Below are 17,590 nucleotides of genomic sequence, written 5' to 3'. Positions count from 1 at the left end.
GGCCCGGCGCGGGGCGCGGTAGGGGGGTGCCGTGCTCGGTGACCGCTTTTGTGCCGAGTGCCGCCGCGCGACCGACCCAGCCAGTCGGCCAGCTTTGCCAGCTCACCCGGCCTGCACGGAGATCGATTTCGGCATGCCGTAAGTGACAAAACCCCCCTTTCGAACCGGACAAAATGCCGGACCGCCCAGGGGCGGGCGGTCCACCGGACGAGAGGGATCAGACTCATGAGTTCTGTTGTGCGCCCGGCGGTTTCGGGCCAAGATCCGCTCATAGCCAGCAAGTACCGGCCCATATCGACTCACCTGGCCATAGCGCCTCCGGTGAGCGTCGTGATTCCCGCCATGAACGAGGCGGAGAATCTCCCGTACGTCTTCAAGACATTGCCGGCATGGATCCACGAAGTGGTTCTCGTCGACGGCAATTCCACCGACAACACCGTCGAGGTCGCCCGCGAGCTGTGGCCGGACGTCAAGGTCGTCAAGCAGGTGGGCAAGGGCAAGGGAGATGCCCTGATCACCGGATTCGCGGCCTCCACCGGCGACATCATCGTCATGGTCGACGCGGACGGCTCGGCCGACGGTCACGAGATCGTCAGCTATGTCTCCGCGCTGGTCTCCGGGGCGGACTTCGCGAAGGGGTCGCGGTTCGCCAACGGCGGCGGCACGGACGACATGACGCCGATCCGCAAGCTCGGCAACTGGGCGCTGTGCACAGCCGTCAACCGCAAGTTCGGCGCCCGCTACACCGACCTCTGCTACGGCTACAACGCCTTCTGGCGGCACTGCCTGGACAAGATCGACCTCGACTGCACCGGCTTCGAGGTGGAGACCCTGATGAACATCCGGGTGGTCAAGGCGGGGCTCAAGGTCCAGGAGATACCGAGCCACGAGTACCTCCGGATCCACGGTTCGAGCAATCTGCGTGCCGTGCGGGACGGGCTGCGGGTGCTCAAGGTGATCCTCAAGGAGCGCTCCAACCGGCGCTCGCTGCGCCGTCGTCCGCACGCCGTGGCGCTCAACTCCGGGCCGGGAGAGGTGTCTTGAGAACCCTGGACATCTCCGTGGTGGTCTGCGTGTACACCGAGGACCGCTGGGAGGACATCCTCGCGGCGGTCGACTCGGTGCGGGCGCAGTCCAGGCCGGCCCTGGAGACGCTCCTGGTGGTGGACCACAACCAGGCGCTCCTGGACCGGCTGTCGAAGGAGTACAAGGAGACCGAAGGGGTTCGGGTGCTCGCCAACGCGGGCCCCCGGGGCCTCTCAGCGGGCCGCAACACCGGCATCGCCGCCTCGTACGGCGACGTCATCGCCTTCCTCGACGACGACGCGGTGGCCGAGCGCGACTGGCTGCTCCACTTCGCGGAGGGGTACGAGGATCCGCTGGTCATGGCAGTCGGCGGCCGTACGATGCCGATCTGGGCGTCGGGCCGCCGGCCTGCCTGGTTCCCCGAGGAGTTCGACTGGGTCGTGGGCTGCACGTACAAGGGTCTGCCGCCCGGCCGGGTCCAGGTGCGCAACGTGCTCGGCGGCAACGCCTCGTTCCGGCGCAGCGCCTTCGACGCGGCGGGCGGCTTCGCGACCGGCATCGGGCGCGACGGCGACAAGCGGCCGCTGGGCTGTGAGGAGACGGAGCTGTGCATCCGTCTCACCCACGCCCGGCCGGACGCGGTCCTGCTGATCGACGACCGTGCGGTGATCCACCACCGGGTGCCCGAGGCGCGCGAGCACTTCGCGTACTTCCGTACGCGTACGTATGCCGAGGGTCTGTCGAAGGCGCTGGTCGCGCGGAGTGTGGGCGCCGACAAGGGCCTTGAGTCCGAGCGCCGGTACACCACGCGTGTGCTGCCCGCCGGAGTCGCGCGCGGGCTGCGCGACGCGCTGCTCGCCCGCCCCGGCGGCGCGGGCCGCGCGGCCGCCATCGTGACCGGAGTGGTGACGGCGGCGGGCGGGTACGTACTCGGCAGCGTCCGGGCACGCAGGGGTGGGGCCACGTTCTCGGTCGTGCGGATCGAGGGGGCGGAACGATGAAAGACCCGCGTGATGCGCGTGATGCGCGTGATGCGCGTGATGCGCGCGTGCCGATTCTCATGTACCACTCCGTCGCCACCGCGCCGAACGACGCGACCCGTGAGCTGTCCGTGGCGCCCGAGGCGTTCACCGAGCAGATGGCGCTCCTGGGCGACCTGGGGTTCACGCCGGTCAACACCGCCGCGCTCGCGGAGTGCTGGCGTGAGTCGAAGCCGCTGCCGAGGCGGCCGGTGCTGATCACGTTCGACGACGGCTACGAGGGCGTGTACCGGCACGCGCTGCCCGTGCTGGCCGAGCACGGTTTCGCGTCCACGCTGTTCGTGTCGACGGGCTGGCTGCGCGGCGCGTACGACACCGGGGGCGCCCTCGACGAGATGCTCGACTGGGACCAGGTGCGCGCGCTCGCGGGCGCGGACGTCGAGATCGGCGGCCACAGCCATACGCATCCGCAGCTCGACCAGCTGACCGACGAGGCGCTCTGGTTCGAACTGCTGCGCTGCCGGGAGATCGTCGCCGACGAACTGGGCGTGCGCCCGGCGTCGTTCGCGTACCCGTACGGCTACTCCAGCGGCCGGGTGCGCCGGATCGTGCGCGAGGCCGGGTTCGCCCAGTCGCTCGCCGTCGGCAACAGCCTCGCCCGGCGCCGCCAGGGGCCGTACGCGCTGCAGCGGGTCACCGTGCGCCGCAGCACCGGTATCGAGGAGTTCGAGCGGCTCGTGGAGGGCCGCGCGATCGCCCGTACCTTCGCCAGGGACCGGGCCCTCACCAAGGGGTACGCCATGGTCCGCAGAGCACGACAGGTTCGCCGGAAGGCCATCCGTTCCCGTGTCTGACACGACCACGGCCCAGGCCGACACTCCCACGCCCGAGGCACCCGAGCGGTCCGGGCGCCGCCTTCGTCTGCCCGGCCTCGGCCGGTCGTCGTCCGGAGGCAGCCCGCTGTTCCGGAACGCCTACGCCCTGATGCTGAACACCGGGATCTCCGCCGTGCTGGGGCTGGGCTTCTGGCTGGCGGCCGCCCGGTACTACTCCGAGTCGGCGGTCGGCCAGGGCTCCGCCGCGATCGCCGCGATGAAGCTCCTCGCGGGGCTCACCGCGGTGACGCTGACGGGCGCCCTCGCTCGCTTCATCCCGGTCGCGGGGCGGGGCACCGGACGGCTGATCTTCCGTACGTACGCGGGCAGTTCGGTGGTCGTGGCGCTGGCCGCGGGCGTCTTCCTGCTCACGCTGAGCCTCTGGGGTTCCTCGTACCGCTTCCTGCACAGCCCGCTGATCGCCGTCGGTTTCGTGGGGGCCGTCGTCGCCTGGTCGGTGCTGACGCTCCAGGACGGGGTGCTGACCGGGCTGCGCAGCGCGCTGTGGGTGCCGGTCGGCAACACCGTGTTCTCGGCGGTGAAGCTGGTGCTGCTGGTGGCGTTCGCCGCGGCGATCCCGACCATGGGTGTCTTCGTGTCGTGGGTCGCGGCCATCGCGGTGTCCGTGCTGCCGCTGGGCTGGCTGGTGTTCCGCCGCCTGGTGCCGCGGCATGTGAAGGCGACCGCGGAGCACGCCGAACCGCCCACCACGAGGGAGATCGGGCGGTTCCTGGCGGGCGACTACACCGGTTCGCTGTTCTCGCTCGCCGTGGTGTATCTCGTCCCGGTGATCGTCGCCGCGCAGGTCAGTTCCACCGACAACGCGTACTTCTACATCACCACGACCATCGGCGGCACGGTCAATCTGCTCGCCATCAACATGGGCGCCTCGCTGACCGTCGAGGGCTCGCACGATCCGGCGCGGCTGGCCGCGAACACCCGGGCCGCTCTGCGCCGGATGGCGCGGATCATGCTGCCGGTGGCCGCGGTGCTGTTCTTCGGGGCGCCCTGGATCCTGGGCGTGTTCGGCCAGGGGTACGCGGACGCGGCGACGCCGCTGCTGCGCTGGTTCGCGGTCGGCGCGGTGCTGCGGGTCGTCATGGAGACGTACTTCGCGGTGCTGCGCGCCCAGAGCCGCACCTCCGGACTCGCTTGGCTGCAGGGCCTGTTGTGCCTGCTGGTGCTGGGGCTGACGGTGATCCTGCTGCCCCGTCTGGGCCTGACCGGGGCGGGCGTGGCGGAGATCTCCAGCCTCGCGGTCATCGTGGCGCTCGCCGCGCCGAGGCTGTACCGGATCGTCAGGACCGCGCCGGCCGACGCCGTGCCCGAGGACGCGGCGCCCGACGGGGACCTGGCGGACCTGGGTGCCCGCGAGGTGGCCGCGTCGCAGCAGGACAAGCCGAAGAAGGGGCGCGGCCCGGCCTGGGCGCAGCGGCTCGACACGGACACGCTGGCGCTCGGTGTGCAGCTGGACTTCGACCACCTGGAGCGGCGGCCTGACGTACGGCCCGGTCCGGGAACACCGCCCGTCGGGACGCCGAAGGTCGAACGGCCGGAGCGCCGCAGCGAGCCGCGGCCGGACCACCGGCCGACCTGGGCGCTCAAGGCTCCCCTCCAACTGCCCGCCTCCCGCGTGGAGGTGGGCCTGCCCGTCGAGGAACGGGAACCGGGCTCCGAGACCTCCCTCGGCCCGTCCGAGGTCGAGGTGGACGCCCCCTTCGAGCCGTCGGCGGGCAGGTCCGGCGACGAGTCGGAGGGCGTACGCGAACGGAGTGCGTCCGGCGCGTCGGGCGCCGTACGCGGAAGGGGGTCTTCGCCGCTCGCGCTCGAGGCGGGTGGGCAGGAGACGGGTGGGCGGTCCGGTTCGTCCGGCACACCCGTGCCGCCGGTGTCCGTGTGGGAGCGGCTGCGGCCGACCCGGCTCGGGGTGGTGCTCGGCTCTCTGCTGACGGCCGCGCTGGTCCTGTACTGGGTACCCGCGGCCGGACTCGGGGAGCGCGATCTCGACCGGATGGGCGGGCTCGGCCTGGTCTCCGTGCTGCCGACGCCGACGCTGGTCGGGGCCGGTCTGCTGGTCACGGTCTTCGCCTCGCTGCTCTGGCTGGGCCGTGAGCACCGGGCCCTGCTGCTGGTCACGCTGCTGGCCACCGTGGTGTCGCTGCACGCGCTGCCCGCGGTCATCGAGACCGAGCCGCGGTTCGCGACGGCCTGGCAGCACCTCGGGTTCATCGACTACATCGACCGGACCGGGTCCGCCGTGCCCGACCTGGACGCGCGCTGGAGCTGGCCGGGCTTCTTCGCGGGGGCCGCGTTCGTCGCGAAGGCCTGCGGGGTCACCGACCTCACCGAGGTCATCCGCTGGTGGCCGACGGCCATGCAACTCCTCTATCTGGCACCGCTGTTCCTGCTCGTACGCCATATGCGCGCGAGCTGGCGGGCCAAGTGGACCGGCATCTGGATCTTCGTGCTCAGCGGCTGGGTGGGCCAGGACTACTTCTCCCCCCAGGGCTTCACCTATCTCCTCTATCTGGTCTTCGTGGCGATCCTGCTCGTGTGGTTCCGGGCGCCACGGGTGCTGTGGACGAAGGCGCGGCCCGGCGAGCTGGAGGTCGAGCCGACCGACCGGCGCCAACGGGCCGTACTGCTCATGGTGTTGATCGGGCTGTTCATGGCGACCGTGCCGGCGCACCAGCTCACGCCGTTCGTGATGCTGGGCGTCCTCGCGGTCCTGGTCCTGATCGGCCGCTCCGAACTGCGTGGCCTGCCCATCCTGTTCGCCGTCGTGGTCTCCGTGTGGATCGGCTTCCTCGCCGAGCCGTACTGGTCGGGGCACTTCGACGAGCTGTTCGGCGGGGTCGGCGGCGTGGGCAGCAATGTGTCCTCGTCGGTCTCCGGCCGTATCGGGGAAGGCAGTTCGTCCCACAAGCTCGTGCTGTACGCGCGTGTGGTGCTGGCCGGCGGTGTGATGGCGCTGGCCTGCTGGGGCTGGTGGCGGCGGCGCGACCACAAGTACCGCGAGCGCTCGCTGCTGGTCCTCACGTTCGTCCCGTTCCTGGGCTTCGGCATGCAGTCGTACGGCGGCGAAATGGCGCTGCGCGTCTTCATGTTCGCCCTCCCGGGGGCGGCCCTGCTCGCCGCGCTGGCCCTCTTCCCGCGCACCGGCGTCACGGCGAAGGAACGGGACAAGGACCGGGTGAGTCTCGCCCCGCTCGCAGCCCTGATGGCGGGTCTCGTCCTGATGGGCGGCTTCCTGGTGGCCCGCTGGGGCAACGAGCCGTTCGAGCGGATCCGGCCGGGCGAGGTCGCCGGCATGGAGTACGTGTACGCGCACGACAAGCCGACCGTGCGCCTGCTGTGGCTCAGCGACGACACGGTGAACAACGTGACGCCCGCGATGCCCTGGGGCGCACGGGACATGGAGAAGGTGGAGTACCTGCCGACGCTGGCGCCGCCCGATCCGGTCCTGGTGTCGGGCCTGGTCAAGTCCCTCAAGGACGCGGGGCCGAACTCGTTCCTCATGGTCAACCGCAGCCAGGTGACCTACCTCCAGCTGGACGTGGGCTACTCCAAGACCTGGGACACCCGGCTCGTCCACAACCTCGACGCCCGGCCCGAGCTCCGCAAGACGTTCGCCAACGACGACGTGACGATCTACGCGCTGCGCAAACAGCCGGACGGCAAGGTCGCCGAGCCCGACCCCGGTCCGATCGGCCCCCAGGTGACCTGGACCCCCTGGTCGGTGGTCGGAGGCCTCGCGGCGATCGCCCTGATCGTGCTGCTGACGACGCGCGAGGTGGTTCGGGTGGCCGTACGGCCGAGCGTGCGGCAACTGCAGTGGCTGCAGGGCAGTTTCTGGTTCTCACTGCCGTTGCTGGCGGTGTTGCTGGCTTCGCTGATACAGAGATTCCTGACGATGGCTTGAGGTGACGAGGGTCTGAGGTGACGAGGGTCTGAGGTGACGAGGACGTGAGGCGGGGCTCAGCCGTCGGACCCGCCCGGGGTGACCAGCCCCGTCTCGTAGGCGAGGACGACGGCCTGGGCCCGGTCGCGCAGGGCGAGCTTGGCGAAGACGTGGGCGCCGTGGGTCTTCACCGTGGCTTCGCTGAGCCCCAGTTCACGGGTCGGCTCCGTGTTGGACAGGCCGCGGCCCATATGGGTCAGCACCTCGCGTTCGCGGGGCGTGAGCGCGGTGAGGTCGCGGTGGACGGCGGGGCACGGGCGGCCCCGCCGGCGAAACGCTCCACGAGCCGGCGCGTGATCGAGGGCGCGAGGAGGGCGTCGCCGGTGAACGCCACGGCCGTGACCGTCGTCGGTGCCTCCACGCTCTTCACCCTGGTGCTGGGGACCGTCGCGGCGCTCGGCGTCTTCAACACCGTCGTGCTCAACACCCGTGAGCGCCGCCGTGACCTGGGCATGCTCAAGGCGATCGGTATGACGCCCCGCCAGGTGACGGTGATGATGGTGACGTCGATGGCGACGCTCGGAGCCGTCGGGAGTCTGGTCGGCATCCCTCTCGGCATCCTCGGCCACCACTTCGTCGTACCGCGGAGCTTCCGGGCCGCGGACATCGCCATCCCGGACTCGATGATGGCCGTCCGGCAGGCCCCGGCCCTCGCCGCCCTGGCCCTGGCGGGCGTCACGATCGCGGCCGTCGGAGCATCGGAGCACTGGTCCCGTCCCGGGCGGCGGCACGGCTCACCGTGGCGGAGGTGCTGCACAACGAATGACCGGGGTGACTGGCCGACGGCTCGGTCACCCACCCGCCAACTGCCTCAGCGGCTGAGCCACTTCACTTCGTACGCCCCCATCTCGAACTGCTTCCCGTCGATCTTCGCGCTGATCTTCCGGTCGAGGGTGTTCACGACGAGGAGGGCCTTGTCGTCGGCGAGGACCCGTACGTTGGGCTTGTCGTCCGCGGCGACGGAGACCTGCTCGTACTTGGTGCCCGGCGGGAACTCCTTGTCGAAGCGGGAGATGAGGTCGAGCATCGACAACGCCTTGCCGCCGCCCGCGCGGTCGGTCGGGGTCCACAGGCAGCCGGGGCAGGTGGCGCCCTTCTCGGTCTCCGGGTTCCAGTAGAAGGCGGAGGTCGTGCCGCCGCGTGCCATCGCGATCAGGCCGGAGGCCTGGACGGCGACGCGGTGCGGCTCGGACCAGCCGTCGCGAATGTCGTCTCCGTCGGCGGGTTCCACGTAGTACTCGGCCCACCACAGCGGCAGGTCACCGGTCTGCTCACGCACCCAGCGACTGACGGCCGTGAACTTGTCGGTGGCCCCGAACTCGTCCGGCAGCAGGTCGTCGTCCTTGGTGTAGCTGGACCCGTCGACGACGACGAAATCCGCGCCTGCCTTGTTCTTGTTCCAGTAGTCGAAGGCGTCGAGGATCCGCTGGTCCATGGTGCCCCAGCTGCCCTTCAGCGTCGTCGACGCGTTCTCCCTCTGGCGCGGGTCGAGGCTGTCCATCACCAGATAGGGCCCGCCGACCTCGATGTCCTTGTCGACCTTCTTGAGCGCCTTGTAGACGAGGTTGTACAGCTCGGTGTAGCCCTCGTAGTCCCAGCGGGCCTCGGAGTCGTTCCAGAATCCCTTGAACTCGTTCCAGACGATGAAGTGCCGTACGTCCGGGTAGCGCTTGGCGACGGTCGCGGCGAGGGCGGCGTAGTCCTTGTAGTGGGCGCGGTCCGGCGCCGTCTCCAGTGCCGCCTGGCTCCAGTCGGTCTTGTCGGAGCCGGGCTTGCCGCCCTTCATCCAGTCCGGGGCGCAGCACAGCGTGACGACCGGCGTGCCGCCCGTCTCCCGGACGAAGTCGATCCGGCGATCCATGTCCTCGAAGTCGTACCGCCCCTTGACCGGCTCGGGGTTGTCCGCGCCCCAGCCCATGATGTGCTGGATCTGCGGCAGGGGCTGCTCGCCGAGGCGCTTCTCCACCCGCTTCGTGGCGGCGCCGCTGCCCTCGTCCGCGCTGAACTGGGTGTGCGTGAAGCCCCAGCCCACCTCGGGCCTCGGCTCCGACGGGGGAACGGCCGGCGTGCCGTGCACCTTGTCACCGTCGCGGGTCGTGCCGGCCTCGCTTCCCGCGTCGCCCGGAAGTGTGTGGATCAGGGTCAGCACCAGGGCCAGAGCGGCCACGCCCACACCGAGCAGAGCGGTGAACCGCCACCGCCGAGCCCCCGAATTCCACCCATGACGTCCCATCAAGGGCAACAGTAACGGCGGGGGTCAGCGGTAGAACAGGTTCCGTCGACCACAGCCCTGTAACAGGACGGAGGGGATACACAGGGTCCGCGGGGGCCGGCCGACACGCACCGACACCCTTCCCTCCGGCTCGCCCCTCCCGTATGCGCCTCCGATATGCCCCCTTCGGTGCGCAACGCGGAAACCGGATGCACGGGTCGCCCACGTGACGGATCATGGCGGCATGTCTGCGAACCCACACGACGCTCTGCCGATCCGGCTCAACGTCGACGACAGCGACTCACCGTCGGACGTCGTCGACGCGCTGTTCCTCGGCCGCTTCGCGACGGGCGAGCAGCCGCACTCGCACTCGGCGAACATCGACCGCGTACGGTCCGGGGCCACGCTGCTCCCTCCGGACGCGCAGGTGCTGCGGTCCGCGCGCGACGACGACCGCAGCGCGACCCTCGCCGAGGGAGAGGGCTGGACAGTACTGGTGTCGCGCTGGAACCGGGGCGCCGACATCACCGTCACCGCGACCAGCGCCGAGCTCGCCGAGAAGGTGCTCGGCCAGGCCACGGACGGCGCGGCCGACGAGCCCGAACCCCAGCCGGAGAACGTGACGATGGGGTTCTGGTACGTGTCGCCCCGGCGCGGACCGCACCGCACGACCCGCCAGATCTCGGCGGGTACGTGGGAAGAGGTGCGCGCCAACTACACCGCGCCCGTGGCGGACGCGATGGACGGCCTGATGAAGACGACGCCCGAGGACATCGCGGGCCGTCTGCTGTTGCTGCACGGTCCGCCGGGTACGGGCAAGACGTCGGCACTGCGGACGCTGGCGCGCTCGTGGCGGGACTGGTGCCAGGTGGACTGTGTGCTGGACCCGGAGCGGCTCTTCTCCGACGTCGGCTATCTGATGGACATCGCGATCGGCGAGGAGGACGGCACGGGCAAGGGCCGCTGGCGGCTGCTGTTGCTGGAGGACTGCGACGAGCTGATCCGCGGCGAGGCCAAGCACACGGCGGGCCAGGCGCTCTCCCGCCTGCTGAACCTCACGGACGGTCTGCTGGGCCAGGGCCGCAACGTCCTGGTGGGCGTCACCACCAACGAGGACCTGGAGCGCCTGCACCCCGCCGTCGTCCGCCCCGGCCGCTGCCTCGCCCGTATCGAGGTCGGCCCGCTCACCCGCCGCGAGTCCGCCGCCTGGCTGGGCACGGAGGAGGGCCTCCCCCGGGACGGCGCCACCCTCGCCGAGCTCTACGCCCTGCGCCGGGGCACCACCCCGACCTCGGTCCCGGACCAACGAGAGGGCGCGGACGCGGGTTTGTATCTGTAGGGCGCGCGACCCAACACTCCGCCGCGACGGCAGAACCCGGCGCGACGAATCCGGACGCTCCCGAACTCGCCACACGAGGGAGCCACCTGGCCCCCTTACCCGCGCCACCGCCCCTCCGACCGGCCGACCCGCCGCCCCTCCGACCGGCTGACCGCTGGGCGCCCCGTCAGGGGCGCGGGGAACTGCGCGACCAGCCACAGCGCACCCGCAGCCAGCAAACAACCGGCAGCATCCCAGGACGGCTCCAACGCCAACGCCAATCGTCAGCCGCAACCGCCAAGCCAGCGCCAACCGTCATCCACCAGCCACCAGCCACCAGCCACCAGCCACCAGCCACCAACTGTCAGCCGGAAGCCCCATACGCCGCGCGCAGCGCATCCCGGGCCGCGGCGACGGCGGCGGCCTCGGACAACCCGAGCCGCCGCACCCGATCGGCATAGGCCTGCGCGGCGGACGCCGCTTCCCGCTCCGCCGCCGAGCCCGCGGCAGCGACGAACGTTCCGTTGCGCCCCCGCGTCTCGATGACCCCGTCCGACTCAAGAGCCCGGTACGCCTTGGCGACCGTGTTGGCGGCGAGGCCGAGCTCCTCGGCCAGCCCCCGCACGGTCGGCAGCCGGTACCCCACCGGCAGCGCCCCGGCCCGCGCCTGTTCGGAAATCTGGGCGCGCACCTGCTCGTAGGGCGCGATCCCCGCGTCGTCCTCGATGTCGATCTTCAGCGTCACGCAGTGATTGTCCCGCACCGGCGGGAAAATGAGAGGCACCCGGACTCACCGCCCGCGTAGCGTGCGACGTCATGACTGTGATCGTCCGCGACTTCCGCGCGGGAGACGCCGAGGGCTTCGCCCGCATCCGGCACCTGGCGCTCCCCTTCATGCTCTCCACCCCCGAGGCCATCACGTACGACGCCGCGAACGCCCACCCCGACGCCCACTTCCAGCCGCTCGTCGCGGAGGAGGACGGCGAACTCGTCGGCGTGGCCCAGGTCGGCATCGTGTACGACAGCCCGCAGCCCGGCCAGGGTTATCTGAACGTGTACGTGCACCCGGACCGCCAGGGCCGGGGCGCGGGCTCGCTGCTCCTGAGGATCGCCGAGGAGCGCCTCTCCGCCCTGGACATGACCAGGTTCTTCGTCCGGGTCGTGGACGAGCCGGCGAACCGCTCCTTCGCGGAGAAGCGCGGCTACCTCCCCCGTCGCTCCGCGCACTTCCTCCGCCTGGACCTGGCGACGTGCACACTGCCGCCGCTCCAGGAGCCGCCCGCGGACGTCGAACTGCGCACGGCCGCGGACTTCGCCGACGATCCCCGCCCGCTGTTCGACCTGGACGCGGAGACGCTGCTGGACGAACCGAGCGACATCGCCCACGAGTTCACGGACTACGAGGCCTGGCTGAAGGAGACCTGGCACCATCCCCTCCTCAGCCATGAACTGACCTCGGTCGCGGTCGTCGACGGCCGCCCCGCGGCGTTCAGCGCCGCCCGCACCGACGGCGGCACCCGCTACGGCACCGTGATGACCGGCACGGCCCGCGCCCACCGAGGCCGCGGCCTCGCCAAGCTCGCCAAGAACGACTCCCTGCACCGCGCCCGTGCCGCCGGCTTCACGGAGGCGTTCACGGCCAACGACGCGGGCAACGAACCGATGCTCGCGGTCAACAAGTGGTTCGGCTACGAGATCTGCGCCACGGAGGTGCAACATGTCCGCGAACTCTCCTGACTCCCCTCCCCAGTTGGACATCGTCCTGGTCAAAGCGGGCCGTACGAAGATCCGTTACCCGGCCGAGCTGCTGCACGACGACGGCACCCACGTCACCGTCCGAGCGGCCTGGGCCGGTGCCGGAGTCCGCGACTTCGGCTTCGTACGCTTCGAACCGGGTGACGTCTTCACCGAGCACTACTGGCGCGACCGCTGGTACGCGGTGAAGGAGGTCCGTGGTCCCGAGGGCGTGCTGAAGGGCTGGTACTGCGACATCACCCGCCCGGCCGCCGTGTCCGAGGGCGAGCTGGTCGTCGAGGACCTCGACCTCGACCTGTGGCGCTCCGCCGACGGCCGGGCCGTACTGCGTCTGGACGAGGACGAGTTCGCGGAGAGCGGCCTGGAGACCACCGATCCGCAGGCCGCGGCCGCCGCCCGGGCAGCCCTGGACGAGCTCGAACTCCGCGCTCGCGAAGGCGACTTCGAGGCGCTCCTGGCCTAGGCACGCCCACTCCCGGCAGGCCCGCCCGGGATTCCTCAGCCTCCGGCAGCCCTCAACACCGGGCAGCCCCGCCGGCAGCCCTCAGGGCACGGCCACCACCGCGTACCGCTCGTCCTCCACCTCTCGTCCCCACAGCAGCGGGTCGTCGGACAGCGGCTCCACGCGGACGTCCTCCGCGAGGGGTGCGAGCAGTCCGGTCAGCCGGTCGGCGGAGATGCCGACCGGGCTCACCGTCCCCCAGACGCCCTCTATGAGCACGAGCCGTCCGCCGGGGCGGAGCAGTCCGCTCCAGTACCGCAGGACGCGGCCGGGTTCGGGCAGCGTCCACAGCACATGGCGGACAAGGACGACGTCGAAGCGCTGCTCCCCGACCGGCGGGGCGGTCGCGTCCCCGACCAGGAACGCCGCGTCACGTCCGGCCAGCTTGGCGCGGGCGAGGTCGACCATGCGCGGCGAGGAGTCGACCCCGGTGACCCGGTGCCGCTGCTCGGACGCGAGGAGCGACAGGCTGCCGGTGCCGCAGCCCAGATCGAGCACGTCGGCCGGCCCGCGCGGCAGCCAGCCGCGCAACCTCGCCGCCCAGGCCTCGCGCACGGCGGGATCCCGCAGTCCGTGGTCGGGCTCGTCGTCGAACGTCGCGGACTCGGCGTCCCAGTCGACAGCGGACTGCTCTTGACCGGTCTTCGCTTCTTCACGGGCGCTGTTACTCGTCATGTGCCCACAGTGACACCCGCCACTGACAACGGTCCGGCGCCGGGCCGCGACAGAACTTCACCGGACCCGCGTCGGAACTGCGCGGAACCTCCAGCTGTCCGGCATGTGGACTCACAGGTGAAACGTGACTACCGCCACTGACAAGCGGGCACCGATGAGTCACTCTCCCCGGAACGGTCTACCTCCGTACAAACGCGGAACCCGGTAGATGCAAGGAGGCAGCCATGCGCCGTGTAACCGTGCAGAAGCCCCTGAGGAAGTCGGACTCCCGTCGCGTGCGGGACGACGCAGACGAGCGCCCCGCCGAGCGCCCCGAGGTCCGAAAGGACATCGCACGCACGTGGTGGCCGGACGGCTGAGCCGTCACGGTGCCAGGAGTCGTCACGGCGCAAGGAACCGTCACGGCGCCAGCCGCTTGCGGTAGTGGAGGCGGTCGTACGGCCCGTCCACACGGCGCTCCACGAGTTCGTACCCGTACTTCGGGTAGATCTTCTGGTTCTCCCACATCAGCGCGTTCGTGTAGAGCCTGACCTCGGGCAGTCCGAGCGCACGCGCGTGTGCGTCCACGAAGGCCAGGAGCCGGCGCCCCACGCCCTGCCCATGGGCGTCCGGGTGGACGGCGATGCTGTCGAGGAACAGATGGTCCTCGTGCGCCTCGATCACCACGAGTCCGGTCACGGGCTCCCCCGTGACGAACACCCGCCCCGCCGCGACGTCGGCCGCGTGGTCCGCCTCCATGGGCTGCGGGACCACCCCGATGCGCTCGATGTAGGGGCGGTAGGCCGCGTCGGTCACGGCCTTCACGGCAGCCGTGTCGGAGGCGACGGCGGGGCGGATCCGGGCCTCGTACGGAGTGTCCGCCGGGGCTTCTTCCGGGGTTTTCGTCATGGCTGGAACGGTACCTACCTGATCGCAGTCTCAGCACCCCCTTAAGCGGACCATAAGGATCACCCTCACCCCCTCCCAGCAGGGGATTTCGCGGTTTCGAGGGGCTAGCTTGCTGATCGCCCCCAGGCATCACAAGCACCCCGGATCCGCTTCGAGGAGTTCCCCCATGTCCGCTCGCCGCATGGCCACCCGCACCCGCCTCGCCACGGTCGCCGCCGTGGGCGTCGCCCCGCTCGCCCTGACCGGTCTTGCCGCCGCCCCTGCGGTCGCGCACGGCTCGATGACCGACCCGGTGAGCAGGGTCGCGGGCTGCTTCGCGGAGGGTCCGGAGAACCCGAGGTCCGCCGCCTGCAGGGCGGCGGTCGCGGCCGGCGGCACACAGGCCCTCTACGACTGGAACGGCGTCAACATCGCGAACGCGGCCGGGAAGTCGAAGGAGATCATCCCCGACGGAAAGCTGTGCAGCGCGGGCAACGACAAGTTCAAGGGCCTCGACCTGGCCCGCGCCGACTGGCCGGCCACCCGGCTGACCTCGGGCAACCGCACCTTCCGCTACAAGGGAACCGCCCCGCACAAGGGCTCGTTCGAGCTGTACGTCACCAAGGACGGCTACGACCCGACGAAGCCCCTGAAGTGGTCGGACCTGGAGTCGAAGCCGTTCCTCAAGGTCACCGACCCGCGGTTGGAGAGCGGCGACTACGTCTTCGACGGCGTCGTCCCGGTCAAGTCGGGCCGCCACCTCATCTATTCGATCTGGCAGCGCTCGGACTCCCCGGAGGCGTTCTACACCTGCTCCGACGTCGTGTTCGGAGAGGGCGGGAGTGGAAGCGGGGGCGGCGCCGAGGCCTCCACGGCCCCGACCGCGTCGGCTCCGTCCGACCAGGAGATCGCGGACGGCACCGACGAGTCGTCCGTGGAGCACGGCGGCCACGGCGACGACGACCCGAAGACCCAGGCCACGGCCACGGCGGCCGCGGACACCGCCTCGGACTCCGACTCCGGCACCACAAAGGAGTCCGCCGGGTCGGCGGGCCCCTCCGAGGCGACGGACGACTCCGCGAGCGACGCCGAGCCCGCCGGCGGTTCGGAGAACCTCGCCGAGACCGGCGGTTCGAACACCACTCCGTACACGATCGGTGGGGCGGCCGCCCTGGCGATCGGCGCGGCGGCGCTGTTCGCGTCGGTCCGTCGGCGTGCGGTGGGTGGCGGCCGCCACAGCCGATAGATCCTGCGACCGGCGGACGGTACGGAATCTGCGGGCCGTCCGTGGCTGGTCGCGCCCGCGCGGCGGAGCCGCACATCGATACAGCCCCGCGCCCCTGAAGGGGCGCGGTCCGCTAGCCGATCACCGAAAGGCAGGTCGTCGGGGTGGCATGCGCCGGATCAAGGGCGTTCGCCACCTCATGGAAGGCGATCCGGTCGATGAGCCCGATCGCCGCGTGCTCGGAGAGGTCGACCGCGCACAGGTCCTGGATCAGCACATTGCGTACGTTCGGACCGTCGAGGTACTGGGAGCGGTACGGCGTGACGACCTCGTCGTACTTGGTGGCGATGACCGTGTAGCGGACACCGGGGACGGTGTCGCCGCCCGCGTTGAGTTTGGTCAGGAAGGCCGATCCGGCCACCTGGTCGGCGAGGGCGGGGGTGGCGGTGGAGAGCAGGTCGGCCGCGCCGGGGAAGTGGTCGAGCAGTTGGGCGAGTCCGTTCAGGGTGGTGCCGTGGTTGTCGGGGGCGATCCCGACGAGCGCGTTCACCTTGGCGGCTCCGCCGAGGAACTTCAGATAGTGGCGGGGCATCATGCCGCCCTGCGAGTGGCCCACGAGGTCGGCCTTGGCCGCACCGGTCGCGGCGAGCACTTTGTCGACGAAGGTCTTGAGCTGCTCCGCCGACTTGTCGATGGGACCGAGGCCGTTGAAGAACGGCACGCCGGGCAACTGCCCGTAGTCGAGGGCGAAGACGCAGTAGTCGCGGTTCACGAGGTAGGGCGCGAGGCCCAGCCAGTTGTCGACGGAGTTGGCGAAGGTGCCGTGGACGAGGACGACGGGGCGCGGGTGGGCGGCGGACGGTTTGCAGGAGTAGTCGTTCCAGCCACGGCTCGGCGCGGCCTCGGCCTGAGCGGTGGCGGCGGAAGCAGCGGTGGCGGCGGGGACGACGGTGACCGCGGCGGTCAGCAGCAGCACGGTTAGGGGTCTGAGCAGGCGTTTCCAGGGCAGCATCGAGTGATCTCCTTGCGGCTCAAGGGAGTTGCGATGGCGTACGCCCTGTGATCCGGATCACGAGGATGCTGTTCTTTTGCCAAGTTACGAGTGAGTAGTAGAAGTGTGAAGTTACGCGTCAGTAAAAACTTCCGGTGTCGGCCGGGAGCACTGACACGTGCCGTGGAACCGTCACCAGGCGGGCCTGATGGGACCGTAGGGCGCAATGCGCAGCAAACGGTCACGCAACGCCCGGACTTCACCCTCACCGAGCAGTTCGACCCAGGGGCCGACGGCTTCCGCGGCCGACTCCTCGGCGGCCCGAGTACAGGCCCAGCCCTGCTCGGTCAGTACGACCAGCCGGGCGCGCGCGTCGCCGGGGTGCGGGCGCCGCTCGGCGTACCCCTTGCGGACGATCTCATCGACAAGTTGACTCGCGGCCTGCTTGGTCACGCCCAGATGGGCGGCCAGTTCCGTGACCGTCGCCCCGCCGGGCGCGAGCCGCGCGAACGCGAACCCGTGCGCTGGCCGAATCCCCTCGAACCCACGGGCGACAACACCCTCGTGGATGCGCTGGGTGAGCTCGCCGGCGACGGCGAGCAGGGCGGCGGACAGGGCCATGGCCTCGGAGTTCTGCACGCACGCATTGAAACACCCTTGACGAATTGGTCAAGCAGCTTGACCATGGATGCATATAGTCAAGCAGCTTGACCATTCGCGACCACTTATTCGCCACCCCCTTCACCGCTGGAGGCAGCCGTGCCCGTAGTCCGCTCGTCCGAAGCCGTCGTCCACGAGATCCACGGCGCGCGCTTCGTCTCGTACGCCACTCCCCTCAGCGGGAGCAAGGAACTGTGCGCCTGGAGGGGCGAGATCCCCGCAGGCACGAAGGCGCCCGCGCACACGGTCAATCACGAGGAGATCTTCCATCTCCTGACCGGGGAGCTTCTGATGACCCTCGACGGCCGCACCGAGCGGATCGCCGCGGGCGACACGGTGATCATCAATCCCGGCGCGACGCTCGCCGTGGAGAACCCGACCGAGGAGACCGCGATCTCCTGGGTCACCACGTCGATCGGCCTCCAGGCGAAGCTGGCGGACGGCACGGTCATCACTCCGCCGTGGGCCAACTGACCTGGCGGGAATGCCGGGGGCGCCTCATCAGGGGCGCGGGAACCGCGCGACCAGCCACATCCGGCCCGC

17 protein-coding genes and 1 pseudogene are annotated in these 17,590 nt (G+C 70.6%); 11 read left to right on the top strand and 7 right to left on the bottom strand.

Annotated elements, in window-relative coordinates; translation table 11 throughout:
* The first annotated feature begins 225 nt into the window (after window positions 1-225).
* Genes QF035_RS40300 through QF035_RS40285 form a run of 4 tightly spaced genes read left to right on the top strand, consistent with a single transcriptional unit; the run spans window position 226 to window position 6,803 of the window.
* The gene (locus tag QF035_RS40300; RefSeq protein WP_307526159.1) at window positions 226-1,044 is read left to right on the top strand and encodes a glycosyltransferase family 2 protein; all 819 of its coding nucleotides are present in this window, start codon (window positions 226-228) and stop codon (window positions 1,042-1,044) included.
* Complete coding sequence (locus tag QF035_RS40295; RefSeq protein ID WP_307526158.1) at window positions 1,041-2,027, top strand: glycosyltransferase family 2 protein; 987 nt, start codon at window positions 1,041-1,043, stop codon at window positions 2,025-2,027. Before QF035_RS40300 ends, QF035_RS40295 begins: the two co-directional genes overlap by 4 nt.
* Complete coding sequence (locus QF035_RS40290; RefSeq protein WP_307526156.1) at window positions 2,024-2,860, top strand: polysaccharide deacetylase family protein; 837 nt, start codon at window positions 2,024-2,026, stop codon at window positions 2,858-2,860. The genes QF035_RS40295 and QF035_RS40290 overlap by 4 nt, the downstream gene beginning before the upstream one ends.
* Window positions 2,853-6,803 carry a lipopolysaccharide biosynthesis protein gene (locus QF035_RS40285; RefSeq protein ID WP_307526154.1) on the top strand — a complete coding sequence of 1,317 codons (3,951 nt, stop codon included), beginning with the start codon at window positions 2,853-2,855 and terminating at the stop codon, window positions 6,801-6,803. Before QF035_RS40290 ends, QF035_RS40285 begins: the two co-directional genes overlap by 8 nt.
* A gap of 56 nt (window positions 6,804-6,859) precedes the next feature.
* On the opposite strand, the gene QF035_RS55935 is transcribed toward QF035_RS40285, so the two are convergent.
* Entirely contained in the window at window positions 6,860-7,033 is a 174-nt protein-coding gene (locus QF035_RS55935; RefSeq protein ID WP_373466808.1) for a response regulator transcription factor, read from the bottom strand.
* Between QF035_RS55935 and QF035_RS40275 the strand changes: the two are divergent.
* Window positions 7,034-7,471 (top strand): annotated as a pseudogene (locus tag QF035_RS40275) (FtsX-like permease family protein); the annotation flags it as partial. It abuts the gene before it with no gap.
* A 182-nt stretch (window positions 7,472-7,653) separates the two neighbouring features.
* On the opposite strand, the gene QF035_RS40270 reads toward QF035_RS40275, so the two are convergent.
* Complete coding sequence (locus tag QF035_RS40270; RefSeq protein ID WP_307526153.1) at window positions 7,654-9,075, bottom strand: GH39 family glycosyl hydrolase; 1,422 nt, start codon at window positions 9,073-9,075, stop codon at window positions 7,654-7,656.
* 223 nt (window positions 9,076-9,298) lie between these two features.
* On the opposite strand from QF035_RS40270, the gene QF035_RS40265 reads away from it, so the two are divergent.
* Window positions 9,299-10,393, top strand: a complete 1,095-nt coding sequence (locus tag QF035_RS40265; protein WP_190229443.1) for a DUF5925 domain-containing protein — start codon at window positions 9,299-9,301, stop codon at window positions 10,391-10,393.
* 343 nt (window positions 10,394-10,736) lie between these two features.
* On the opposite strand, the gene QF035_RS40260 is transcribed toward QF035_RS40265, so the two are convergent.
* A complete protein-coding gene (locus QF035_RS40260; protein ID WP_186001119.1) occupies window positions 10,737-11,117 on the bottom strand; it encodes a GntR family transcriptional regulator in 381 nt (126 codons plus the stop codon).
* 71 nt (window positions 11,118-11,188) lie between these two features.
* Here QF035_RS40260 and QF035_RS40255 point away from each other — a divergent pair, with 71 nt between their 5' ends.
* Both QF035_RS40255 and QF035_RS40250 read left to right on the top strand, forming a co-directional pair.
* Entirely contained in the window at window positions 11,189-12,109 is a 921-nt protein-coding gene (locus tag QF035_RS40255; RefSeq protein ID WP_307526150.1) for a GNAT family N-acetyltransferase, read from the top strand.
* Complete coding sequence (locus QF035_RS40250; protein ID WP_307526149.1) at window positions 12,090-12,590, top strand: DUF402 domain-containing protein; 501 nt, start codon at window positions 12,090-12,092, stop codon at window positions 12,588-12,590. Before QF035_RS40255 ends, QF035_RS40250 begins: the two co-directional genes overlap by 20 nt.
* Window positions 12,591-12,671: 81 nt before the next feature.
* Here the strand turns inward: QF035_RS40250 and QF035_RS40245 are convergent, their stop codons facing one another.
* Window positions 12,672-13,304: a class I SAM-dependent methyltransferase gene (locus QF035_RS40245; RefSeq protein WP_307526148.1), complete on the bottom strand. Its 633-nt coding sequence runs from the start codon at window positions 13,302-13,304 to the stop codon at window positions 12,672-12,674.
* Between the two features lie 224 nt (window positions 13,305-13,528).
* Here QF035_RS40245 and QF035_RS40240 point away from each other — a divergent pair, with 224 nt between their 5' ends.
* Entirely contained in the window at window positions 13,529-13,663 is a 135-nt protein-coding gene (locus QF035_RS40240) for a hypothetical protein (protein ID WP_257678067.1), read from the top strand.
* A 40-nt stretch (window positions 13,664-13,703) separates the two neighbouring features.
* On the opposite strand, the gene QF035_RS40235 is transcribed toward QF035_RS40240, so the two are convergent.
* Window positions 13,704-14,192, bottom strand: a complete 489-nt coding sequence (locus tag QF035_RS40235) for a GNAT family N-acetyltransferase (RefSeq protein ID WP_307526147.1) — start codon at window positions 14,190-14,192, stop codon at window positions 13,704-13,706.
* 166 nt (window positions 14,193-14,358) lie between these two features.
* On the opposite strand from QF035_RS40235, the gene QF035_RS40230 reads away from it, so the two are divergent.
* Window positions 14,359-15,417 (top strand): lytic polysaccharide monooxygenase auxiliary activity family 9 protein, encoded by a 1,059-nt coding sequence (locus QF035_RS40230; RefSeq protein WP_307526146.1) that lies wholly within the window; start codon window positions 14,359-14,361, stop codon window positions 15,415-15,417.
* Window positions 15,418-15,529: 112 nt separating this feature from the next.
* On the opposite strand, the gene QF035_RS40225 is transcribed toward QF035_RS40230, so the two are convergent.
* Window positions 15,530-16,408 carry an esterase/lipase family protein gene (locus tag QF035_RS40225; RefSeq protein ID WP_307526145.1) on the bottom strand — a complete coding sequence of 293 codons (879 nt, stop codon included), beginning with the start codon at window positions 16,406-16,408 and terminating at the stop codon, window positions 15,530-15,532.
* Between the two features lie 171 nt (window positions 16,409-16,579).
* Window positions 16,580-17,026 (bottom strand): MarR family winged helix-turn-helix transcriptional regulator, encoded by a 447-nt coding sequence (locus QF035_RS40220; RefSeq protein ID WP_307526144.1) that lies wholly within the window; start codon window positions 17,024-17,026, stop codon window positions 16,580-16,582.
* 120 nt (window positions 17,027-17,146) lie between these two features.
* On the opposite strand from QF035_RS40220, the gene QF035_RS40215 reads away from it, so the two are divergent.
* Window positions 17,147-17,521 (top strand): cupin domain-containing protein, encoded by a 375-nt coding sequence (locus QF035_RS40215; RefSeq protein ID WP_307526143.1) that lies wholly within the window; start codon window positions 17,147-17,149, stop codon window positions 17,519-17,521.
* Window positions 17,522-17,590 lie beyond the last annotated feature (69 nt).

This window comes from Streptomyces umbrinus (assembly GCF_030817415.1).
Lineage (GTDB): Bacteria > Actinomycetota > Actinomycetes > Streptomycetales > Streptomycetaceae > Streptomyces > Streptomyces umbrinus_A.
The sequence above is the reverse complement of the archived record's forward strand: the minus strand, read 5'-3'. Positions and strand labels throughout refer to the sequence as shown.